Annotated in this window: 21 protein-coding genes and 1 riboswitch; of the genes, 9 read left to right on the plus strand and 12 right to left on the minus strand. The window is 66.1% G+C overall.

The window, feature by feature from the left end:
* The first annotated feature begins 76 nt into the window (after nt 1-76).
* Nucleotides 77-487 (plus strand): gamma-glutamylcyclotransferase family protein, encoded by a 411-nt coding sequence (locus tag IEI94_RS11080; RefSeq protein ID WP_191167374.1) that lies wholly within the window; start codon nt 77-79, stop codon nt 485-487.
* 34 nt (nt 488-521) lie between these two features.
* Complete coding sequence (locus IEI94_RS11085; protein WP_191167375.1) at nt 522-1,334, plus strand: TraX family protein; 813 nt, start codon at nt 522-524, stop codon at nt 1,332-1,334.
* Between the two features lie 17 nt (nt 1,335-1,351).
* On the opposite strand, the gene IEI94_RS11090 is transcribed toward IEI94_RS11085, so the two are convergent.
* Together IEI94_RS11090 and IEI94_RS11095 are read right to left on the minus strand one after the other, a co-directional pair.
* A complete protein-coding gene (locus tag IEI94_RS11090; protein ID WP_191167376.1) occupies nt 1,352-2,197 on the minus strand; it encodes a cytochrome b5-like heme/steroid binding domain-containing protein in 846 nt (281 codons plus the stop codon).
* On the minus strand, nt 2,194-3,486 hold the full coding sequence (locus tag IEI94_RS11095; RefSeq protein WP_191167377.1) for a ferric reductase-like transmembrane domain-containing protein: 1,293 nt from the start codon (nt 3,484-3,486) through the stop codon (nt 2,194-2,196). Before IEI94_RS11095 ends, IEI94_RS11090 begins: the two co-directional genes overlap by 4 nt.
* Before the next feature lie 176 nt (nt 3,487-3,662).
* Between IEI94_RS11095 and IEI94_RS11100 the strand changes: the two genes are divergently transcribed.
* On the plus strand, nt 3,663-5,681 hold the full coding sequence (locus tag IEI94_RS11100; protein WP_224750081.1) for a PhoX family protein: 2,019 nt from the start codon (nt 3,663-3,665) through the stop codon (nt 5,679-5,681).
* Between the two features lie 155 nt (nt 5,682-5,836).
* Here IEI94_RS11100 and IEI94_RS11105 read toward each other — a convergent pair whose 3' ends face one another.
* Entirely contained in the window at nt 5,837-6,694 is an 858-nt protein-coding gene (locus IEI94_RS11105) for a hypothetical protein (RefSeq protein WP_191167379.1), read from the minus strand.
* A 153-nt stretch (nt 6,695-6,847) separates the two neighbouring features.
* Between IEI94_RS11105 and IEI94_RS11110 the strand changes: the two genes are divergently transcribed.
* Entirely contained in the window at nt 6,848-7,768 is a 921-nt protein-coding gene (locus IEI94_RS11110) for a LysR family transcriptional regulator (RefSeq protein ID WP_191167380.1), read from the plus strand.
* 3 nt (nt 7,769-7,771) lie between these two features.
* Here IEI94_RS11110 and IEI94_RS11115 read toward each other — a convergent pair whose 3' ends face one another.
* The 6 genes from IEI94_RS11115 to IEI94_RS11140 all read right to left on the minus strand — a co-directional run bounded on the left by IEI94_RS11115 (nt 7,772) and on the right by IEI94_RS11140 (nt 14,035).
* Nucleotides 7,772-8,884 (minus strand): 5-(carboxyamino)imidazole ribonucleotide synthase, encoded by a 1,113-nt coding sequence (locus IEI94_RS11115; RefSeq protein WP_191167381.1) that lies wholly within the window; start codon nt 8,882-8,884, stop codon nt 7,772-7,774.
* A 10-nt stretch (nt 8,885-8,894) separates the two neighbouring features.
* On the minus strand, nt 8,895-9,419 hold the full coding sequence (purE, locus tag IEI94_RS11120) for a 5-(carboxyamino)imidazole ribonucleotide mutase (protein WP_191167382.1): 525 nt from the start codon (nt 9,417-9,419) through the stop codon (nt 8,895-8,897).
* 345 nt (nt 9,420-9,764) lie between these two features.
* A complete protein-coding gene (locus IEI94_RS11125; protein ID WP_191167383.1) occupies nt 9,765-11,789 on the minus strand; it encodes a TRAP transporter permease in 2,025 nt (674 codons plus the stop codon).
* 30 nt (nt 11,790-11,819) lie between these two features.
* Nucleotides 11,820-12,344: a DUF1850 domain-containing protein gene (locus IEI94_RS11130; RefSeq protein WP_191167460.1), complete on the minus strand. Its 525-nt coding sequence runs from the start codon at nt 12,342-12,344 to the stop codon at nt 11,820-11,822.
* 27 nt (nt 12,345-12,371) lie between these two features.
* Nucleotides 12,372-13,331, minus strand: coding sequence for a TAXI family TRAP transporter solute-binding subunit (locus IEI94_RS11135; RefSeq protein ID WP_191167384.1), 960 nt, complete (start codon nt 13,329-13,331; stop codon nt 12,372-12,374).
* Between the two features lie 164 nt (nt 13,332-13,495).
* On the minus strand, nt 13,496-14,035 hold the full coding sequence (locus IEI94_RS11140; RefSeq protein ID WP_191167385.1) for a YaeQ family protein: 540 nt from the start codon (nt 14,033-14,035) through the stop codon (nt 13,496-13,498).
* A gap of 164 nt (nt 14,036-14,199) precedes the next feature.
* Here IEI94_RS11140 and IEI94_RS11145 point away from each other — a divergent pair, with 164 nt between their 5' ends.
* The 5 genes from IEI94_RS11145 to IEI94_RS11165 all read left to right on the plus strand — a co-directional run bounded on the left by IEI94_RS11145 (nt 14,200) and on the right by IEI94_RS11165 (nt 18,711).
* Nucleotides 14,200-14,469, plus strand: a complete 270-nt coding sequence (locus IEI94_RS11145) for an XRE family transcriptional regulator (RefSeq protein WP_191167386.1) — start codon at nt 14,200-14,202, stop codon at nt 14,467-14,469.
* Nucleotides 14,470-15,618, plus strand: coding sequence for an FAD-dependent oxidoreductase (locus IEI94_RS11150; RefSeq protein WP_191167387.1), 1,149 nt, complete (start codon nt 14,470-14,472; stop codon nt 15,616-15,618). It begins immediately after the preceding gene.
* Nucleotides 15,619-15,681: 63 nt separating this feature from the next.
* The gene (locus tag IEI94_RS11155; RefSeq protein ID WP_191167388.1) at nt 15,682-16,566 is read left to right on the plus strand and encodes a putative selenate ABC transporter substrate-binding protein; all 885 of its coding nucleotides are present in this window, start codon (nt 15,682-15,684) and stop codon (nt 16,564-16,566) included.
* Nucleotides 16,566-17,219 (plus strand): phosphonate ABC transporter ATP-binding protein, encoded by a 654-nt coding sequence (locus IEI94_RS11160; RefSeq protein ID WP_191167389.1) that lies wholly within the window; start codon nt 16,566-16,568, stop codon nt 17,217-17,219. Before IEI94_RS11155 ends, IEI94_RS11160 begins: the two co-directional genes overlap by 1 nt.
* 10 nt (nt 17,220-17,229) lie before the next feature.
* Complete coding sequence (locus IEI94_RS11165; RefSeq protein ID WP_224750082.1) at nt 17,230-18,711, plus strand: PhnE/PtxC family ABC transporter permease; 1,482 nt, start codon at nt 17,230-17,232, stop codon at nt 18,709-18,711.
* Between the two features lie 6 nt (nt 18,712-18,717).
* Here IEI94_RS11165 and ilvD read toward each other — a convergent pair whose 3' ends face one another.
* From ilvD to IEI94_RS11180, 3 genes are all read right to left on the minus strand, one after another.
* Nucleotides 18,718-20,403, minus strand: coding sequence for a dihydroxy-acid dehydratase (ilvD, locus tag IEI94_RS11170; protein ID WP_191167390.1), 1,686 nt, complete (start codon nt 20,401-20,403; stop codon nt 18,718-18,720).
* A gap of 112 nt (nt 20,404-20,515) precedes the next feature.
* Nucleotides 20,516-21,214, minus strand: coding sequence for a TenA family protein (locus tag IEI94_RS11175; protein ID WP_191167391.1), 699 nt, complete (start codon nt 21,212-21,214; stop codon nt 20,516-20,518).
* A complete protein-coding gene (locus IEI94_RS11180) occupies nt 21,211-22,611 on the minus strand; it encodes a sodium:solute symporter family transporter (protein ID WP_191167392.1) in 1,401 nt (466 codons plus the stop codon). Before IEI94_RS11180 ends, IEI94_RS11175 begins: the two co-directional genes overlap by 4 nt.
* Nucleotides 22,601-22,711: riboswitch (TPP riboswitch) on the minus strand. It overlaps the preceding gene by 11 nt.
* Nucleotides 22,712-22,831 lie beyond the last annotated feature (120 nt).

Raw genomic sequence — 22,831 nt, forward strand, 5'->3', positions numbered from 1 at the left:
CACCCCTTGACCCTGTATCTCTAGCAACAGAGTATCGTTTAAGGATGATCAGGCCCAGCCTGACCGGGAGGATCCCATGTCACATCTACTCTTCGTTTACGGCACCCTCAAGCGCGGCTTCGCCAACCACGCCGGCTACCTCGGCGAGGCCGAATTCCTCGACCTGGCGGTGACCTGCGAGCCCTTTCCACTGGTGCTCAACGGCCCGCGCTTCTCGCCGGTACTGGTCGATGCCCAGGGCAAGGGCCTCAAGGTCCGGGGTGAGCTGTTTCGGGTCGATTCGCCGACCCTGGATGAACTCGACCGCCTGGAACGGGTCAATGAGCGCGATGGCTATCGCCGCCGCCGGCTGGCAATTGCCGACCCGCACGGCCAGGTTCGAGCCGCCTGGAGCTATCTCAAGCCGCCCAGTTGGGTGGACGACGTGAGAAGCGAGCCCATGGCCATGTATGATGACAACCGCTATCGGGCCAGGCCTGACGCCTGACCCACCTGCCCATCGCTACAACCCGGAGGTAACGATGCGCGCGACGGCAAGCGCCGCCCCTGACACTGTTCGCCCCGCCTCGACCTGGACCGCCTGGGGCCAATGGCTGGCCCTGGCTACCATGAGCGTCGACCACCTGACCCGCTACGTGCTGCCCGGCAGCTGGCAACTCGACTGGGCCGGCTCCTCGATCGGGCGCATCGCCTTCCCGCTATTTGCCGCCATGGTCGCCTGGCACGGGCTGTTCAATACCCGCAATCCGCAGCGCTATGCGCGGCGCATTCTGATCATCGGCCTCGCCGCCCAGTTGCCGTACATGATGATGCCGCGGGACTCGGATGCCCTGATTCTCAATGTCTGCTTCACCCTGGCGGCGGGGCTCGCCGGCGGCGCCTGGCTGCGCCTACTGGCGACTCGCCAGGGGCGCGGCGAACTGGCCGCCCACTGGGCCGCGCTGGGCGCTGCCGCCGCGCTGGTCGGCTGGTACCTGCTGGGGCACTGGGTCGAGTATGGCCACAACGGCCTGCTGCTGATTCCGCTGTTGATGTTCGCCATGCACCACCTGAGCCAGGCCGGTGACAGCCTGCCTGAGCGCCTGCTGGCGGCCGCCGCGGCAGTGCCGGTGCTATGGGTGGCCGGCCAGATGAACGCCTCGGACATGGCCAAGTCGTTCACCGTGGCCACCTGCCTGGCGGTGCTGCTGCTCGCCGCCGGCGCCGCCCAGCGTGTGCCCCAGATCAGCAGGACGATGCCGCGGCGGCTATGGCTGGCGTGGTATCCCGGCCACTTTGCGCTGATTGCCGCCTGGCTGTGGGTGATCGGCGCCTCAGACTGGCCCCTCGGCTAGGCGAGCCTCACGCGCTCTTACGGCCAGCTATAGACACCGCGATTGAGGCCGTCGCGCATCGCCGAGATCACCTTGGCGCCGCGCAGGGTGGCGCCGCTGAAGCCGTCCACCTCATCGACCACTCGCGCGGGCTCGTAGAGAGCGAAGATCGAGGTCAAGGGCTCGCCCTCCAGCCACTCGGTGATGCGACGATGCTGCAACATCACCGGGTATAGATCCTCGTCCTCCTCCAGCGTCAAGTAGTCGACGCCGCGGTAGGCGAGGTGGCGGAAATTCACGTCCGTCAGCTGGCCATCGCGCAGGTCGAAGGTGATATTGACCTGAATCTCGCCGCGGTCGGTGAACACGCCGCGATAGTGGCCATCCATGGGCTGGCCCAGCATCGCCCGGTGCAACCGCAAGTCCTCGGCGGGTGACGGCGCAGCGTCCGGGGCCGCCTCGGCGGTTTCCTGACTTGCCGCCTGACCGGTCTGGTCATTCGCCTCGCCACCCTCTATCGGCTCTCCCTGGTCATCCACCAGTCGCCCGATACGGTAATCCTCCAGCTGGCGCTCGGCGGCTGGACTATGCGGCCGTCCAGGGCTCTTGTTGTCCCACGCCTCGCTGGATTCACGCCCGCACCAGTCGAGGATCACCTCCTCATCGGTAGGGTGGTCGGGGACGTAGTCGGTGATGTCGTAGACGCCGCCGTGAATGGCCTTCCAGCAGCTCTCGGCGCTGGCGTGTTCGGCCAGCTCATCGAGGGTGATATCCCGCGCTTCGCTGGCGGTGTCGGCCTCGTCCGAGGAGAGCGCCTGCACCGATATCAGGGTGCCGATACTCGCCAGGAAGGCGATGAAGGCGCTATAGGCAATCTTGTTCATAGGAAATCGAAGACCTCGCAGTGGATGCGCGATGCTGGCACGCCTTGGGCGGCGAGCAGCTCTCGCAGGTGGCCAATCATGCCCGGCGGGCCGCACAGGTAGATCTCGCGATCGGCATAGTCCGGGCAGTGGTGGCGCAGGAAGGACTCGCTGAGCGGTCCCAACTGGCGATAGAAATGGGGTGTCACCGTGAAGTGCTCGACGCCCTCGGCACAGCGGCTGAGTTCATCCAGGTAGTAGGCCCGGTCGGCGTCATTGGCCAGATAGAACAGCTGGACGCGACGCGACTCGTCTGCCGCCGCCATGCCTCGCGCACCGCTGACGAAGGGCGTAATGCCGATGCCGCCGCCCAGCCATAGCGCATCGCGCTGGGGATAGTGCGCAGCGAAGAAGTCACCGTAGGGCCCCTCGATCATCGCCCGGCTGCCCACGCTGACCGTCTGCAGCGCGTGGCTGGCGTCGCCGAGATCCTTGATGCCGACCCGCAACAGCGAATCGTTCGGGGCCGAGGCGATGGTGTAGGGGTGTTCCTCGCCCCGTCCCGCCGTCAACGACTCGTCGAGCGGCGTGAGATAGATGAACTGGCCGGGGCGATAGTCGAGCCCACGGACCTCCGGGCGCAGCGCAATCTCCACCACCCCGCGGGCCAGCGACTCGACGCTCTCCACCCGATAGGGGTGGCGGGCCAGCGACGGCGACAGCAGCTTGCGCCATACCATGGCACCAGCACCCAGCGCCCCCAGCAGCCACCACGGCCAGGTCTCCCCCGCCAGCGGCAACGCATGCCCTAGCGCCAGCAGCAGAGCCGCCGCCGACAGCATATGCAGGCGCTTCCAATGCTGGTAGTCGAGCCGCCCGAAGAACTGGAAGGTCGGCGCCAGGAAGATCACCATCGCCAGCCACGCCAGCCAGCCGCTCCAGAGCGCCAGCTGCGAGAGCGGCGGAAACAGCGTCAGCACCGCCACCTCCAGGCCCGCCGGCACCCGCGCCAGACCCAGCGCCAGCACATGCAGCATGATCAGGATAAAGGCGCTGAAGCCGAGCAACCGGTGCAGCTGCCAGAGCCGGTCGAGCCCGCCGAACCAGCGGTCGAATCCCGGCAGCCGAATGCTCAAGGCCGCGGTCACCAGCAGCATGGCTAGCCCTAGAATACCGCTGACGCGCCCCACCCAGCCGAGCAGCGCCGCCGCCTCACCCGGCGGCCAGCCCAGTCTCGGCCCTGCCACCGCCAGCGGCACCAGCAGCGCAACAATCAGCAGTAGATCGCCGCGGTAGAGACGCAACGGCATAGACACTCCTCATCAGTTAGAGCTTCAGTGTCGACGAGGAGCGAATAGACGCAAGGCCAGATGCGGCGCGGCTTGATCTCAGTCAAGTTATGTCAACCAATCGACACCATCAGGTCATGCTAATGTCATCAATGCTGCCAACAATGGCCCCTCGGACCACATGAGGAGACATGGCCATGAAACACCCGCAGCGACCCGGCGAGGTCGATCAGATTCTTGCCGATGGCGACGAGCCGCTCAGCAATACGTCCAACAACGACTATTTCGGCGATATTCTGCACACTCGCCTGAGCCGGCGCAGCGTGCTGCGCGGCAGCCTCGCCACCTTTATCGCCGGTGCCATGGCCACCCATCTGCCGTTCTCAACGGCCTTTGCCGGTGAAGGCGCCACGGCCCCCAGCATCGGCTTCGCGGCGATCCCCACCAGCGCCGCCGACAAGGTCGTCGTACCCGACGGCTATCGCGTTCAGCCCTTCATTCCCTGGGGCACGCCCATCAGCGGCAGCATGCTCACCTACTCGCTCTCCTCCAGCGGCGAGGACCAGGCCCATCAGGTCGGCAGCCACCACGACGGCATGCACTTCTTCCCCCTGGAAGGCAGCAGCCGCGATGGCCTGCTGGTGCTCAACCACGAGTATATCGAGCCGCGCTTCATGCATGCCGCCGCCACTGGCTTGGCCCTGGACCGCGGCGGCTTCCCGCAGAACGAGGATGGCAGTCGTGACGACGACCAGGTGCTCAAGGAGCTCAACGCCCACGGCGTCACCGTGGTCCGGGTCCGCGAGGGCGACGACGGCCAGTGGCAGGTGGTAGAGGATGCCCATAACCGCCGCATCACCGGCCTGACGCCGATGCGGCTCAGCGGGCCGGTGGCCGGCACGGATCACGTCGTGACCAAATACAGCCCCGACGGCAGCATGACCCGCGGCACCCTCAACAACTGCGCCCACGGCGTCACCCCCTGGGACACCTACCTGGCCGCCGAGGAGAACTGGGCCGGCTACTTCGCCAACAGCGACACCGAGATCGACCGGCGCCAGGCGCGCTACGGCATTACCACCCGCGACAGCGGCCGCTACCAGTGGCACAAGGCCGCTGGCGGCGCCGACGAATACCAGCGCTTCGACGCCAGCACCCGCGGCGCCTCGGCCCGCGATGACTACCGCAACGAGCCCCACACCTTCGGCTACATGGTGGAGATCGACCCCCGCAACCCCGAGGCCATCCCGGTCAAGCGCACCCACCTGGGGCGCTTCGCCCACGAGGGTGTGATCTTCGCCCCCGCCGAGGAGGGCCAGCCGGTGGTCGCCTACTCCGGCGACGACGCGCGCTTCGAGTACATCTACAAGTTCGTCTCGGCGCGCCCCTTCGACGCCGCCAGTGCCGACGGCTCGCTGCTCGACGAGGGCACCCTCTACGTGGCCAGGTTCAACGACGACGGCAGCGGCGAGTGGCTGGCGCTGGCGCCGGGGGAGAACGGCCTCACCGCGGAAAACGGCTTCGCCGACCTGGCCGATATCCTGGTCAATACCCGCAGCGCCGCGGACCACGCCGGCGCCACCAAGATGGATCGCCCCGAGTGGGGCGCCGTGGACCCGGTCACCGGCCAGGTCTACTTCACCCTGACCAACAACACTGAGCGCGAGGAGGGCCAGACCGACGCCGTCAATCCGCGTGCCGACAATGCCTTCGGCCAGATCGTGCGCTGGGATGAGCTCGACGGTCATGCCGGCACCCGCTTCGCGTGGGAGCTGTTCGTGCTGGCCGGCGACCAGGAGGAGAGCCGGGATCTGGCGGGCCACCCCCTCGATGACGACGCGATCTTTGCCTCACCCGACGGACTGTGGATCGACCCTGATCGGCGCGTCTGGATTCAGACCGACATCAGCGAGTCGGGCATGAACCAGGGGGTCTATGAGGTGTTCGGCAATAACCAGATGCTCGCCGCCCACCCCGAGACCGGCGAGATTCGCCGCTTCCTGACCGGTCCCATCGGCCAGGAGATCACCGGCGTGATCACTACCCCGGATCAGCGCACCATGTTCGTCAACGTGCAGCACCCGGGGGCCACCACCAGCGCCGAGGCCTTCGCCAACGGCGATCTCAACGGCCACTGGCCGGACGGCGGCAACGCCATCCCGCGCTCGGCGACGCTGGTCATCACCCGTGAGGATGGCGGCATCATCGGCGCCTGACAGGCTCGCTAGCACCAGCGTCTCAGGCTATCGGTGATATGCCGGTAGCCTGAGCTTTGAATACCCCAGAGGTGCCCTCACCCAGGCTGCAGCGACAAAAAGACCGCCCCTTGGGGCGGCCAACCACGCGAGCGAAACGTTGGCTCAGAGCAGCATTAAAAGTGCCACTCGAGATTGACGGTCAGCGCGTCGGTATCCACCCCCGGCGCATTCTGATTGCCGAACTTGTTGCGCCAGTACTCATAACCGACGCCGGCCCACAGCTCGTTGCTCTCACCCCAAGCAAGCTGCCCCACGTCGAGCATCAACGCACTGCGCAGCAGCTGCTCGGTAGCGGTGTCATTGCCGAAGTAGTCCTCCCCCTTGCTGCCGTTGATGTTATAGAACCCCTGGAATTTCATCGGCAACGCGCCGGCATCGAAGGGCACGCTCCAGGCGATATTGAGCTGATAGTAGGGGTCGAAGCTGATGCGGTTGTCGACGCCGGCGCTGTCGCAGACCTGGCCGCAGTGGTTCCACTCGCGGCTGAAGAACAGGCTGACGTCGAGAAAGCCGCGCGGCAGATCGAACTTGAGGGTCGGCCCCAGCACCAGCTGGCGCTTGCGCGGGGCGAAGGCGCTGTTCTTGGTATTCAGATCGAATCCACCCGTCAACGCCACGTCGCCCACCGGCCCGAAGGCCAGCGGCTCGCCGAATAGCTTGCCGTAGTGCAGCTGATGACGATAGACCAGATAGGCCTCGGTGGCGCCGCTATCGCTGCCCGCAGCCGGATCGTTGCCATCCGACTGCAGCAGGTCGAGGCTGAAGAAATTCTGGCCGCGGGAGTAGCCGCTGGCATGGCTCAGGTTGAGGATATGCTTGCTGACATCATCGGGATTATTGGGCTCGGTAAAGTCGCTACCGTAGCGATAGCCGATCGAGGTATCGCTCCAGGTGGCGGCCTGCGCCTGGCCGCCGAGGGCAAGTGCCAGCGCCAATCCAGCGCCGAGGGGGAACATTCGTACATGAATCATCGGGAAAAGGGTCTCCAGCGTCTTGTCGTTGTCATGGATGCAGCCGTGCCGCACCCGCACCAGTCTAGGGACGCCAGAGAAGATGAAAACCGATATACTTCAATACAACTTATAAAAGAAACAATATGACCAAAAGGTCAACAAGGAGCCGCCATGACGTCTCGCCAGGCCTCTCTCGACCCCTATCTGCTGCATGTGCTGTGCCTGCTGATCGCCGAGCGCAGCGTGTCGCGAACCGCACTGCGGCTGCACCAGTCGCAGCCGGCGATCAGCGCCGCACTGCGCAAGCTGCGCGAAACCTTCGACGACCCGCTGCTGGTCAGGGAGAAAGGCGGCATGGTGCCCACCGAACGCGCCCTGCAGCTACTGCCCGACGCCGAGGCGGCGCTGGCCGCCCTCGACAAGCTGACCCGGCCGCCAGCCGCGTTCAGCCCGTTCGACAGCCGTCAGCGCTTCCGCCTTGGCGCGCCCGACTACCTGGCACCGGTCTTCATGACCAACGCCGTGGCACGTTTCTGCCGCGAGGCGCCCCAGGCGCAGCTGGAGATTCAGTCCCTGGGCCCGGAGTTCGACGTGGAGAGTGCCCTGGCCGAGGGGGAGCTGGATGTGGTGATCGGCAACTGGCCAGAGCCGCCGGAGCGTATGCACCTGTCGATGCTGCTGGAGGATGAGATCGTGTGCCTGGTGTCATCGCGCCATCCGCTGGCACGCCGCGGCATGAGCCGTGACCAGTACCTGGCCGCCCGCCACGTGGTACCACTGCCCTACTCGATGAGCCAGCGCGGGCTGATCGACAGCCAGCTGGCCAGCCTGCGTGAGCACCGTCATGCCGTGGTCGAGGTGCAGTCGTTTACCCTGGCCCCCTACCTGCTGCCGGACAGCGACTTGGTGTTTACCACCAGCCGCCATTTCGCGCGCTTTTACGCCAATCTGCTGCCGCTGAGTATCCTGCCAGCGCCGATCGACTTTCCGCCGATGCGCTTCTATCAGCTGTGGCATGAGCGCAGCCACCAGGCACCACCTCAGCGCTGGCTGAGGCGGTTGCTCGGTGAGGCCGGGCGGCAGGTGCAGTAGCGGCTATTCGAAGCTGAAGCGCGGCGCCGGCGCATCCGGCAGCAGCGCCGCGCAAGCGCGCACCTTGTCGAGCAGCTCGGCGTGGGTCGGCGCCAGCAGATTGACGTGGGCCAGCTTGCGCCCGGCCCGCTCTGTCTTGTCGTAGCGGTGCAGGTGGGCGTCGGGGATCGCCAGGATCTCGCCAGGAACGCCTTCGCGGCCGATCACGTTGACCATGCAGGTCGGCATGCGCGCCGCGGTATCGCCCAGCGGCAGGCCCTGAATGGCGCGCAGATGATTCTCGAACTGGCTGGTCACCGCACCGTCCATGCTCCAGTGACCGGAGTTGTGCACCCGCGGCGCCATCTCGTTGGCCAGCAGGCCACCATCGCGGGTCTGGAACAGCTCCAGGGTCAGCACGCCCACGTAGTCGAGCTCGTCGAGTAGCGCGCGGATATAGCCGTCGGCGGTCTGCTGCACGCTCTCGTCCAGGTCGGGCATGGGGGCCACGGAGTAGCGCAGGATGCCATCCACGTGCTGGTTCTCGGCCATTGGATAGAACACCACCTGGCCGTCGCGGCCGCGTACGGCGATGATCGAGACTTCGCGCACGAAGTCGACGAAGGCCTCGACGATCAGCCGCGGGTGGCCGATGGCACGCCAGGCGTCATGCGCCTCGGCCGGGTCGCGGATCACCGCCTGCCCCTTGCCGTCGTAGCCCTCGGTCACCGACTTGGCGACCACCGGGCAGCCCAGCTCGCGGGCCGCCGCTTCCAGCTCATCGGCATGCTCCACCAGCCGGTAGGCCGGCGTGGGAATCCCTAGCCGGTCGAACAGCGCCTTCTCCTCAGCGCGGTTCTGGCACACGCGGATCGCCTCGCTGGAGGGATAGACCGGCTTGACCTCCTCGATGGCCTGCACCAGCGAGACCGGCAGATGCTCGAACTCGTAGGTGACCAGGTCGACCTTGGCCAGGAAGGCCTCAAGGTGCTTCCTGTCGGTGTCGATCATCACGTCGCCGATACCGGCGCTGGGATGGCCGGTGGTATCGAGAAAGGTGAAGCGGTTGGCCAGGGGATAGCCGGCCAGCGCCAGCATGCGCCCCAGCTGGCCGGCACCGAGTACGCCGATGTTCATCTGGGTCACCTCACTGCGCTTGCGGTCGGGGATCGGGGTTGTCGAGCACCGCCTGGGTCTGCTCGGCGCGGAAGGCCTCCACCGCCTCGCGTACCTTGGCGTCCTGCAGGGCGACGATCTGCGCCGCCAGCAGGCCGGCATTGGTGGCACCGGCCTTGCCGATCGCCAGGGTACCCACCGCGATACCGCCGGGCATCTGAGCGATCGACAGCAGCGAATCGAGGCCTTTCAGCGACTTGGACTCCACCGGTACGCCGAGCACCGGCAGCGGCGTCTGTGCGGCGACCATACCCGGCAGATGGGCGGCGCCACCGGCGCCGGCGACGATCACCTGCAGGCCACGCTCGGCGGCGCTCTTGGCGTAGTCGAACAGCAGGTCCGGGGTGCGGTGGGCAGAGACCACCCGGGTCTCGCAGACCACGCCGAGGCGCTCGAGCATGGCCACCGCATGCTCCATTACCGGCCAGTCGGACTTGGACCCCATGATCACGCCGACACGCGGCGCGGATTGTGACGTCGGGTTCGACGACGGCATGAGCGGCTCCTCAGCTAACTCGCTTGATGAAAGCCAGGCATTCTAACGGCGCCCGCGGGCGCCGTCATCTTGACCAGGCGGGCAGGACCATTGCAGATAGCAGCACCGCTCAGGACTGATCCGTCGGCAGGCCTGCGAGGAGGCGCTGTAAACCATCCCTGGGCGCTACCGATGCCCTGCTGCGCTCTCGCATCCTGCTTCGCTTGCAGGACCGGTGCTGGCCATCCATGGCCAGCCCGTTCGGAGCAATGCTCCTCACCCATGGCATCGAAACCTCCTCTTCGGCCTGCCCCCGGCGTCCTTCGCTGAGGAGCTATGCGCGTTTAGCCTAGGCGTGCAAAGCGCTTAGCCGCTGCTCGTCGAAGGTGTAGCCGCCGCCTCACGACGACTGGCCAACCAGTTGCCGCCGATCGCCAGCGCCATCACCACCACCCCGACGATCTCGGCCAGCAGGTTGGGATAGAACACTGCAATGATCGACGGCACGATAAGCAGCCGCGGCAGCCACGACATGCGCGTGAACAGATAGCCCTCCAGCGCCGCCGCAAAGGCACATAGCGCAAATATCGCGATCACCCCGTTCCAGATCACCACCGGTACCGGGCCGCCAACGATGATCTCCGGGTTGAAGACCATGAACATCGGGATCAGGTAGAGCCCCTTGGCAAACTTCCAGGCCTGGAAGCCGGTTTCCATCGGCTTGGAGCCAGCGATCGCCGCCCCAGCGAAGCCGGCCAGGGCTATCGGTGGCGTAACGTTGGAGTCCTGCGAGTACCAGAACACCACCAGGTGGGCAATCAGCAGCGGCACGCCGAACTCGGCGGTCAGCGCCGGGCCGACCAGCACGATCAGCACGATATAGCTGGCGGTCACCGGCAAGCCCATGCCCAGGATCAGGCTGGCCAGCAGCACCATCACCAGCGCCAGCACCAGGTTGCCACCGGAGAAAGCCATCATCATGGAGGAGAACTTCAGCCCCAGGCCAGTCAGGCCGACCACGCCGACGATGATACCGGCCACGGCACACGCCATGGAGACCGCCACGGCGTTGCGCGCACCCAGCTCCAGGCCCTCGACCAGCTTGATAAAGCCGGCGATCACCACCCGCTTGATGCTCTCGAAGGTCACCGCCTGCCCCTGGCGAGGCGCCACGAACAGGAACCAGATCGTGTAGCGCAGCACCGCCACCGCGACCATGGTGACCACCGCATAGAAGCCCACCCGCATCGGCGAGAGGTTCATCACCAGTAGCCATACCAGCACGCCCAGCGGCAGCAGGAAGTGCCAGCCGTCGCGCATCACATCGCGCATCTTGGGCAGCTCGCTGCGCGCCATGCCCTGCATGCCCTGCTTGAGCGCGATGATATGCACGAACAGGTAAACGGTGGCGAAGTACATGATCGCCGGCAGGATGCTGACCTTGACCACTTCGAGGTAAGGGGTATTGGTGTACTCGGCGATCAGGAAGGCGCCGGCGCCCATCAGCGGCGGCATGATCTGGCCGCCAGTTGAGGCCGCGGCCTCGATGCCACCGGCCTGATGCGGCTTGTAGCCGAGGCGTTTCATCAGCGGAATGGTGAAGGCACCGGTGGTCACCACATTGGCGATGGCACTGCCGGAGATCGAGCCCATGCCCGCCGAGGCAAGCACCGCCGCCTTGGCCGGTCCACCGCGCTGCCGACCGGTCGCCGCGTAGGCCATATCGATAAAGAACTTGCCGGCCCCGGTGCTCTCGAGGAAGGCGCCAAACAGCACGAAGATAAAGATATAGGTCGCCGCCACGCCCAGCGGCAGGCCAAAGATGCCCTCCTGACCAAGATAGAGCTGGCCGGCAACGCGATCCAGATTGTAGCCGCGGTGCTCGAGAATGCCAGGCAGCCACTGACCGAGCCACGGCAGCTCACCGCGCGGCCCGGCGAAAGCGTAGACGATGGCCAGCACGCCGATCAGCGTCATGCCGAAGCCCACCGCGCGACGGCTAGCCTCGAGCACGGTAACGGTAGCGATGCAGGCGATCAGGATATCCGTCTCGCTCCAGAAGCCGGCCCGCGAGATGATCTCATCGAGGAAGAACAGAATATAGCCGCCGGTTACCAGCGCCCCGGCAAAGAACACCGCATCGATCAGCCAGCCGATAATGCCGCGTTTGCGCCCCGGGCCAAACACCGGAAAGATCAGGAAGGCCAGCATCATGATCAGCGCCAGGTGAATACCGCGCTGGTAGAACAGTCCCAGCGGCTGGATACCCGCCGAATAGAGCTGGAACAGTGACAGCCCTACCGCCACGATGGTGATCAACCACAGCACCGCGCGGGGTTGGATAGCGTTGCCGCCCGGCATCTGCACCGGCGGGCTCGTAGAGTCGCTCATGGATTCCTCGTCAGACGTCGTCTGGCTCGCTCAATGCTCGAGCGTGATAAGTTGTAGTGTGACTCGTTCGCCGCTGGCCTGCTCGCTGAGACTCAACGACTGTGTCTCACCGCCCTCCTCCCAGATCAGGCGATGATCTACCGCATGAGACCCCACTCTCAGCGCATAGCGGTTGTGGAGAACGGGCTCATCAATATTCTCGATCCAATAGCCGCCCTGGCCATCGGAGACCTGCTCGCCGCGCCCCTGGGAGTGACCCAGGCCCGCCGCAAAATCGGGCTGGTGGCTGCGTTCCAGCTGCATTTCGCCGGCCACATTGCGGTAGCAATCGAGCACCGTGAAATGGCGCACCGAGTGGTTCCAGGCCAGGCACCAGCGCTCACCCGATGCCCGCTCCACGTCGGCCAGAACGACGCCGCTCTCGCTCACCGCCTGCAAGGCGGCAGGGTGCGCCGCATCATCGGCCACCGCTAATATGGAGACGCTGCAACACAACAGCAGGGCGGACACCAGTGTCCGCCCTGCCAGGTTGCTAGATCGCACGATGCGTATCATCACATCAGTGGATAGCGTGTGCCGCGATTATTCGCGCAGACGATCCGGGATATCCGCGTCGACTTCTTCGAAGTAGCGAATCGCGCCCGGGTGCAGCGGTACCGGCGTGGACTCCATGGTGAACTCGATAGTGGTGTCGTTGGCCGCCGGGTGCACGGCAATCAGCTCGTCAGTATGCTCGAACAGCAGCTTGGTCAGCTGGTAGGCCAGCTCTTCGTCCATATCGGAATTGACCACCAGCACGTTGGGAATCCCGATGGTCTGTACGGCCTCGTCCATGCCATCGTACATACCGGCCTCGAGCTCATAGGGGGCGAATACCGGCTCGACTTCCTGGGCGTTGGCGATCTCCTCGTCGGAGAAGCCGATCAGGCGAATATCGCGGGTCGCCGCCAGGTTGAGGATCGAGCTGGTGGGCGGCCCAACGCTCCAGAAACCGGCGTCGATGTCACCGTCGCGGATCGCGTCGGCGGTCTCGTTGAAATTGAGACGCTGGGGATTGAAGTCATCGTAGCTCATGCCGTTGGCTTCGAGCAGCGCGCGAGCGTTGAGCTCGGTGCCGCTGCCTGGCGCCCCTACGGAGACGCGCTTGCCTTCGAGGTCGGCCAGCGACTCGATATCGGAGTCGGCCAGGGTCACAAGTTGGACGGCGTTGGGATAGACCGACGCGAGTGCCCGAGTGTTCTCGATCTGGCGCTCTTCGAAATCGCCGGTACCGTTATAGGCTTGATAGACGGTATCGGCCAGGGCCAAGGCCAGGTCGGCATCGCCGCGCATGATCAAGCCCATGTTCTCCACAGAGGCGCCGGTCACTTCGGCAGTGGCATCAGCCCCCTCGATATGCTCGTTGATCATTTCGGCGAAGCCGCCACCGATCGGATAGTAAACCCCACCGGTACCGCCGGTGGCGATGGACAGCTGCTGGGCAGCTGCCAGTGGCGCAGTGGCCAATAGCGAAGCGGCGACTGCATATTTGATTGTGCGCATGGACTTCCTCCGGTCGTGAAACCTGACGTTCATTATGATTGTTGGCGGTCCGCCGCACCTGATCGTCGGGCGGCCGCACTCATGAAAAACCTAGCACGTCAGTCGCCTAGGTGACTACAACGACAATTTCACCATTGTCTGATACGGCAAGATATGCTGCCCATTCAACGCTCGCCGCTGAGCCAGGCCGGGGTCAGTTCATGCTGGCCGTCGCCATCGGTCACATAGAGTGTGTCCTCGCTGATCATCACCGCCCAATCGATGGTGCGCGGCAGGCCCTCGGCCAGCGCCGCCAGCGGCGCGTCGGGCAGGCTTGCGACATGCACGTTGGCCAGCGTCTCCGCCGTGGCCAGCACACGCGACGCCCAGGCGTCGACCTTGCCGTAGGCCAGCAACGAGACCCGCTCGGCGCGTCGCGAGCACCAGGTAAGGCGGTCGGCATCGGGCAGGCCCACCTCGATCCAGTGCAGCACCCGTCCGTCGAGGCTCTTGTGCCACAGCGCCGGCTCGTCGACATCTGACAGCCCGCGCCCAAAGGCCAGCGTCTCGTCATACCACAGCGCATGGGCCAGCAGCCTCACCGCCAGGCGTGTTTCGGTTTCCGACGGGTGTCGGGCCACGGTGAAACGCTCGGTGGCATAGACGCCGCGATCCAGGTCGGTAAGCGACAGGTTCACTTTATAGGGGGTCGCGCTAAGCGCCATTGCAAGATCCTGATGTTCAAGGCAATAAATGAAGCAATGCCGAGTAGTCTACGCGCTCTCTTGAGGCAGGTCTGCGCGGGGTAAAAAAATCTCCGAGAAGCGCTGGAAGATTGCCGCAAAACCTTGCATCCTGAGCGGGTCGCAAGCCAAGCCAACGGAGCCTCATGAGCACGGCACGATTAACGACCGGTTGGGACCTGCGCGGACCATCGCCAGCGACACCCGACCTGGACGTACGGGAACTCGAGAAGCGTTCCCGTCTGATGCGCGTCGTCACTCGCCGCATCGCCCTATCTGACCTGCCCAACCGCGAGATTGCTCAGCGCGCCGGCATTCCCACGCAGCGCCTGAGCGACCTGCTGGCCGGCAAGATCGAGCACTTTTCCGTCGAAGAACTGGAAATCCTGCGTCATAGCGTCGAAGACGAGGAGTAGATGGCCCGCGAGCTGCTGCTGGTGGGTGGCGGTCATAGCCATGTCGAGGTCCTGCGCCGTTTTGCGCTGACCCCCGACCCCGAGGTGCGCCTGACGCTGGTCAGTCGCGACCGTTTTACGCCCTACTCCGGCATGCTGCCCGGCTACCTCGCCGGGCACTATGCGTTCGACGACGTGCATATCGACCTCGCACCGCTGGCCGAGGCCGCTGGCGCACGATTCCTGCGCGACAGCGTCGACGGACTCGACCTCGCCGCACAGCGGGTGATCCCCCATGACCACTCGCCACTCAGCTATGATCGCCTGTCGCTCAATATCGGTGCCTCCCCACAGCTGGCCACCGTGCCCGGCGCTGCCGAGCATGCAACTCCGGTCAAACCCATCGACGGGCTCAATTCGCGCTGGCTGGCACTGCTCGAGCGTCTGCAGCACAGCCCGGTCGACAAGACCATCATGGTCGTCGGCGGCGGCGCCGGCGGTGTGGAAGTGCTGCTGGCCATGCAGCAGCGCCTGCAGCGGCTATGCCGTGAGCGCGGTCTGCCCGAGTCGCTGCTGCATTTCTGTCTGGTCACTCGCGGCCCGCGGCCACTGACCAACCACAATGCCCGCGTCCAACGTCGTTTCGCCCGCCTGCTAACACAACGCGGCGTAGCACTTCACAGCGATGCCGAGGTGGTCAGGGTCGATGCCGGCCAGGTTCACATTGCCGACGGCCGCATCCTCGACTTCGATGAGCTGCTATGGGCGACCCAAGCCGGCGCCGCGCCCTGGTTGGCCGACACCGGCCTGACGCTGGACGGGGCCGGTTTTATCCGGGTCGACGACCACCTGGCCAGCGTCAGCCACCCCCACGTATTCGCCGCCGGCGATATCGCCTCGATGGTCAACTATCGCCGCGACAAGGCCGGGGTGCAGGCCGTGCGCCAGGGGCCGCCTCTGGCCGACAACCTGCGCGCCAGCCTCCACGACCGGGCGCTGACCCGCTATCGCCCTCAGCGCCGCCACCTGGCGCTGATCAGTACCGGCGACCGCCATGCCGTCGCCTCACGCGGCCCCTGGAGCTGGTCAGGCGACTGGGTATGGCGCTGGAAGGACCGCATCGACCGGCGTTTCATGGCCCGCTACCGGCCTCCGTTGACAGCCCCATAAGCGACGTGTCGATCTGCTATCATGCGGGCTTTCTTGGTCCTCAGATAGAGTGGATAGCCCGACATGGAAAGCCCCAATATGCTACGGCGCCTGATCGTTACCGGCAGCGCCGGCCTCGCGCTGCTGCTAGCCCCGCTGGCCGCTGCCAGCACGCTGGTATTCACCGCCATCCCCGACGAAGATGAAACGCGACTGCAGCAACGCTTTCAGGCGGTGGCCGACTATCTCGCCGACGAGCTCGAGGTGGACGTGCGCTTCATTCCGGTCACCTCCTATGCCGCTTCGGTCACCGCCTTTCGCAATAACCAGGTGCAGCTGGCCTGGTTCGGCGGCTTTACCGGGGTTCAGGCCCGCGAGATGGTGCCCGGTTCACGGGCCATTGCGCAGGGTGTCGAAGATCCGGCGTACAAGAGCTACTTTATCGCCAACCATGGCACGGGCCTTGAACCCCACGACGGCGACACCGCCCCCGAGGGGCTACGCGACCTGACCTTCAGCTTCGGCTCGCAGAGCTCCACCTCCGGGCGTCTGCTGCCGGAGTACTTTCTGCGCGAACACCTCGGCGACTCACCGGATGAGCTGTTCTCCCGAGTCGGCTTCAGCGGCAACCACAGCCGCACCATCTCGGTGGTGCAGTCCGGCGCCTACCAGGCCGGCGTGGTCAGCTACAAGGCGTGGGAGAACGAGCTCGAAGCCGGCAATATCGACCTCGAGCGCGTCCAGGTGATCTGGGAGAGCCCGCCCTACCCCGACTACCAGTGGACGGTACGCGGCGACATCGACGAGCGCTTCGGCGACGGCTTCACCGAGCGCCTGCAGCAGGCGCTGCTCGACATGGACGACCCCGAACTGCTGGCGAGTTTCCCCCGCGCGGGCTTTATCCCCGCCGAGAACGACGACTATCAGGAAATCCTCGACGTCGCCCGTCAGTTGGAACTGCTCGACTGATGATCCCGCTGGCGCTCACTGATGCCGTAGCCGCCTACGGCGAGACTCGCGTACTCGGGCCACTGAGCCTGACGCTTGCCCCCGGCGAGCGGGTCGCGCTGGTCGGCAAGAGCGGTGCCGGCAAGTCGACGCTGCTGGCGCTGATGCACGAAGAGTGGCGCGAGCGGGAGGTGGCGCTGATGCCTCAGGCGTTGGGGCTGGTGGACACCCTGTCGGTGTTCCATAACGTCTATATGGGGCGCCTGGATCGCCACCCCTGGTGGCGCAACCTGCTTACCCTGGTGCGGCCGCGACCCAGCGACGTCGCCGAAGTCGACGCCCTGCTCGAGCGCCTCGGCATCGCCGACAAGCGCTGGACGCCCTGCGGCGAGCTCTCCGGCGGCCAGCGCCAGCGGGTGGCCTCGGCGCGGGTGCTCTATCAGGGCGGCGAGGTGCTGCTCGCCGACGAGCCGGTTTCGGCCCTCGACGGCCCCCAGGCCGCCAGCGTGATGCAGGCCCTGGCCGACGGCTATCCAACGGCGGTGGTGGCGATGCACGACCTCGACCTGGCGCTGCGCTACTGCACCCGGGTAGTCGGCATTCAGGCCGGCGAGATCGCCATCGACCAGCCCAGCCAGCGCTTGAGCGTCCACGACCTCCAGCCCCTCTACTGACCGCCGCGCCATGACGATGCCGCTCTCCGCCACCGTTCGCGTGACCCTTGGCCTGATCGCCGTGGCCCTGGCCTGCCTGGCGTTCGGCGACTTCGAGATCAGCACCCACGACCCTTGGCAGGCCCTCGGGCGGCTGTTCCTGGGGCTGATTCAGCCCGACTTCTCCAGCGTCGACTTCCTCGGCGAAGCGATCCTGCGCACCGTCGCCTTCGCCTTTGTCGGGGTGGGACTCGGCGCGGCGGCAGGCATGCTGCTGGCGCTGCTCTTTCAGCACCTCTGGGTGCGCACCCTGTGCGCCTTCATTCGCGCCATTCACGAGCTGTTCTGGGCGCTGATCTTCCTGCAGAGCTTCGGCCTGCACCCGATCACCGGGGTACTGGCCATCGCCATCCCCTATGCCGGCACCTTCGCCAAGGTCTACGCCGAGATCCTCGACGAGACCGACCCGGAGCCGGCGCGCACTCTGCCACGCCGCGCCGGGCGCCTCTCGGTGCTGCTCTATGCGCGCATCAGCCAGGCCTGGCCGCACCTGGTCAGCTACACCGCCTATCGCCTCGAGTGCGGCCTGCGCTCCAGCGCGGTGATCGGCTTCGTCGGCATGCCCACCCTCGGCTTCCACCTCGCTGGCGCCTTCGCTCAGGGCCACTACGCCACCGTCGGCGCACTGCTGATCCTGTTCTACGTGCTGATCGGTACCCTGCGGCTGTGGGTCCGCCCCCGGCTGCTGCCGTTCTACCTGATTGCCGCGCCCTTCTGCCTGGGCACCGGCCTGCCCATCGTGTGGAGCAACGTCAGTCGCTTCTTCACCCACGACATCGTGCCCGCGCCGCTGCGACGCGGCGAGGGCCTGGAGGGGCTGGTGCCGTGGTTTAACGATCTATTCGTGCAGCAGGCGCTGCCCGGCATCTGGAACACCCTGCTGCTGACCCAGATCGCGCTGGTACTCACCGGGATCCTGGCCATGGCGCTGTTCCCGCTGATCTCCCGCCACTTCACCGGGCGCCTGGGCGGCACCGCCGGCCACGTGCTGCTGGTGGTGATGCGCTCGACGCCGGAGTACCTGCTGGCCTTTATTCTGCTGCAGCTGTGGGGCCCCTCGATGCTGCCGGCGGTGGTCGCACTGGCGCTGCACAACGGCGGCATCATCGGCCATCTGATAGGCCGCCGCAGCAACGAGATCGCCCTACGCCAGGATGCTCCCCGCGGCGTCGATCGCTACGCCTACGAGGTGGCGCCACGGGTCTACGGCCCCTTCCTGGCGCTGCTCTTCTACCGCTGGGAGATCATCATGCGCGAGACGGCGATCCTCGGCATTCTCGGCATCGCCACCCTGGGCTTCTACGTCGACAGCGCCATCCAGGAGATCCGCTTCGACCGCGCCATGCTGCTGATCCTGATCACCGCCCTGCTCAATATCGGCATCGATATCCTCGCCCGGCGGCTACGCGCCTACCTGCGCCTGAGGCACGGCATCAACCGCCAGCACTGCTAGCTGCCGTCACTCCGGCAGGTCGGTCACCGCACCTTGGGAGGCCGAACTTACCGTCTTGGCGTATTTGGCCAGCACGCCGCGGGTGTAGCGCGGCGCCGGCTGCTGCCAGGCGCTGCGGCGGCGCGCCAGCTCCTCGTCGGAGAGGTCGACCTCGATGATGTCTGCCTCGGCATCGATGGTGATGGTGTCACCGTCCTCGACCAGCGCCAACGGGCCGCCCTCGAAGGCTTCCGGGGAGACGTGTCCGACCACGAAACCGTGGCTGCCGCCGGAGAAACGGCCGTCGGTGATCAGCGCCACCTGGCTGCCCAGACCGCGGCCCATGATCGCCGAGGTTGGGGTCAGCATTTCACGCATGCCAGGGCCGCCCCTGGGGCCCTCGTAGCGAATTACCACCACATCCCCGGCCACCACGCTGCCGTCGTTGATGCGCGCCTGGGCCTCCTCCTCGGAGCCGAACACCCGCGCGCTACCGGAGAAGCGCGTGCCCTCCTTGCCGGTAATCTTGGCCACCGCGCCCTGGGGCGCCAGGTTGCCATAGAGGATGCGCAGGTGACTCTCGGCCTTGAGCGGCGCCTCGAGGGGCGCGATGATCTTCTGATCCACTGGATAGGGCGCCACCTCAGCGAGGTTCTCGGCCAGCGTCTTGCCGGTCACCGTCAGGCAATCGCCGTGCAGCATGCCAGCATCGAGCAGCACCTTCATCAGCGGCTGGATACCGCCGATGGCCACCAGCTCGCTCATCATGTAGTGGCCGCTGGGGCGCAGGTCGGCCAGCACCGGCACGCGCTTACCGATCTCGGTGAAGTCCTCAAGCGATAGATCGACGTTCATGGTGTTGGCCATGGCGATCAGATGCAGTACCGCGTTGGTGGAGCCGCCCAGGGCTATCACCACGGTGATGGCATTCTCGAAGGCCTGACGGGTCATGATGTCGGAGGGCTTGATGTCCTGGGCCAGCAGTTCCAGCACAGCGGCGCCGGCGGCCTCGCAGTCGGCGGCCTTGGCATGGGACACGGCGTTCTGCGCCGAGCTGCCCGGCAGGCTCATGCCCAGCGCCTCGATCGCTGAGGCCATGGTATTGGCGGTGTACATGCCGCCGCAGGAGCCCGGCCCGGGAATCGCGGTCTCCTCGATCTGCTTGAGTTCGATAAGGTCCAGGTCGCCACGCGAGTGGGCACCCATCGCCTCGAACACCGAGACGATGTCGGTGTGCCCCTCGCCGGGCATGATGGTGCCGCCATAGACGAACACGCTGGGCCGATCGAGCCGCGCCAGGCCCATCAGGCAGCCCGGCATGTTCTTGTCGCAGCCACCGATGGCCACCAGGCCATCGAAGCCTTCGCAGGCGGCCACTGTCTCGATGGAGTCGGCGATCACCTCCCGCGACACCAGCGAATACTTCATGCCCTCGGTGCCGTTGGCGATACCGTCGGAGATGGTGATGGTGTTGAAGATCACGCCCTTGCCGCCGGCCGCATCGGCGCCGTCGCTGGCGCGCCACGCCAGGTCGTCGATATGGCTATTGCAAGGGGTAAGGTTGCTCCATGTCGAGGCGATGCCGATCTGCGGCTTCATGAAGTCGCTGTCGGTGAAACCCACCGCACGTAGCATGGCACGGCTGGCCGCCTTGCCGGGGCCATCTACCACCGGGGCGGAGTGGCGGCGGGAATCCTTCGGCGTATCGCTCATGGGGCTCTCCTTAATCATTCGGCTAGTCGTTCGGCTTATCACTAAGCGCTTCATTTTGGTCGGAACAATCCCTAGAGAGTGGCCGTCTTGAGGTGATCTGGCAACCGCACCGTTAGCGGGTCGTCACGCGCGCCCAGACCGCGTCGTGGAAGGCGCGCTCCTTGGCCACCGTGTCGCGGAAGCGCTCGGCCATGGACGCGAAGGCATCGTCACCCAGAGTCAGCGCCTCTTCGTCCAGCCGCCGGCACAGCCAGGCGACAAATTCTTGAAAGGCCGGGCTGTCGTGTAGATCGATCCACTCGGCGTAGAGCGGGTGCAGACCCTCGGCGCGGGTGATGCGCGTCGCCCAGCCGAGATAGAGCCATTCGGTCACCACCAGTACCGCCAGCATCTCGGCATAGCCGCCGTGCATGCCGGTGTCGACGAGCAGCTGCTGGAAGGCGCGCGTCTCGGGCAGGTAGTCGGCGGCCTGGTCGGCGACGCCGAAGGTCTCGAAGGTGCGCTGGAAGGTGCTGTTCTCATCGCTGGTCAGCATACCCATGAACTGCCCCAGCACCACCCGGTCATGCATGCTCGGGGCATGGCCGATGGCGTGGCCGATCAGCGCCGTAAAAGGGTCGACGAATCCGTAGTCCTGCACCATGTAGGCGGCAAAGTCCGGCTCCGCCAGGCGCGCCTCGGCCAGGGCATCGAACAACGGATGGGCGACGGTGGCCGACCAGTCGGGCTCGCTGATCTCGCGCAGCCAGTTGCTGACCCGCGGCGCGCTCTGTGCGGCGGCCCAGTCGCGGTAGTCAGAAAGCATACTCATGAAGAGCTCCTTGGCATAGCGGCAGAGTGAGAGGGGCGCCACCAGGCGATCAACAGACTGACCAGGGTAGAGGCCAGCAGCGCGCCGAGGAAGGGCGCCAGGGTGGGAATGCTGTCGGGGAAGCTCGCCGCCAGCAGGCCAGCGCTGAGGCTGCCGGAAGCGATCCATCCGGGTACCACGGCGCCGAGCATGCCGGCAATCCCCCCGGCCACCGCGGCCAGCGGGCTCATGCGACGCCACAGCCCCAGCAGCACCGGCACCACGATGGCGGCACACAGCAGGTCGGCAATCAGAAACAGCCGCAGCACCGAGTAGCCCTGCAGGGCCACCACCACCACCGGCACCATCAGCGCCACGGTGGCCAGCCGTGCGCCGCCGATGGACAGGCCGGGCTTGTCGGCATCCGCCACCACCAAGGAAGCGATGCCGTTCTGCAGGGTATCGACGCTCGACGCCACCAGGGTGACCGCCAGCACCAGCGCAGGAAGCGCCAGCCAGGCCGGCGCCTCCGCCAGCAGCGCGAAGAACGGGATCGGCGGCTCGCCGAGGGCGATACCGCTCATCGCTGCCAGCATGCCCAGCCCGCCGATCAGCATCACCACCACCACGCAGATGCCGGCGCCCAGCCAGGCCCCCTGCCCCAGGGCCCTATCGTCGCGGGCCGACCACACCCGCTGCCAGTAGCCCTGGTGGAAGAGGTTGGCCGCGGTGACCGCAATCACCAGCGTCAGCGCCACCGACAGCGAGTTACCCAGCGGCGCGCTGGGCAGCGTCGCGCCGGCCGGCATCTCTGGCAGCCGCCACAGGGCCACGCCGCCCACCAGTAGCAGCAGCACCAGCAGCAGCCAGGCCTGCCAGCGGTCGGTGGCGAGGCTGGCGCGCAGTCCGCCCAACGCGGTGTAGAGCAGCGTCACCAGCGCCACACCGATCACCACCAGCGCTGGAGGCACATCCGAGAGCAACGCGGCAATCGCACCGATGGCGGTCAGCTCGGCGGCCAGGAAGCAGGCCATATAGGCCACCGACACCAGCGAGACCCAGCGCCGTACGCCGACCCCATAGCACGCCTCGGCGAACTCGCCGATGCTGCGCCCGCGGGGCAGACGACGACGGATCGCCGGACCGTACAGCCCCAGCACGATAAACGGCAGCGACGAGCCAATGGCGTAGCCGGCCAGCGCCAGCGGCCCCACGAAGGCGCCGATCTCCGGCGGCGCGAACAGGATCCAGGCGCCCATGCTCGAGGCCAGGAACGACAGTCCCAGCGTCTGGGCGCCCTGGGAGTTGCGGGCGGTGACGTAGTCGTCGAGGGGCCCATTGGCGCGACGCGCGCGCAGGCCGAGATAAGCAAAATAGAGCAGCGCCGCGCCGAGCACGGCAGACGTGAGATAGGGCATGTCGCGCTTCCTCCGCCGGTATGAACCGGATCAGGTTCCAGGGTCGGCGCATGGCCCTCTCAGCCCCCGCAAATGCGGCGGGACTCCCCTGGCGACAGTGAATCGTGGATGGTGAACCCGGCCTAGACCGGGGCGATTATCATCGGACGCTCCTCCCAATAAGTCAAAGTCATCGCATGCGGCTCAAGTCGACGATCTTCTCAGCCGATACTAATGTGAT

Source organism: Halomonas sp. ML-15 (assembly GCF_014779595.1).
GTDB lineage: Bacteria > Pseudomonadota > Gammaproteobacteria > Pseudomonadales > Halomonadaceae > Franzmannia.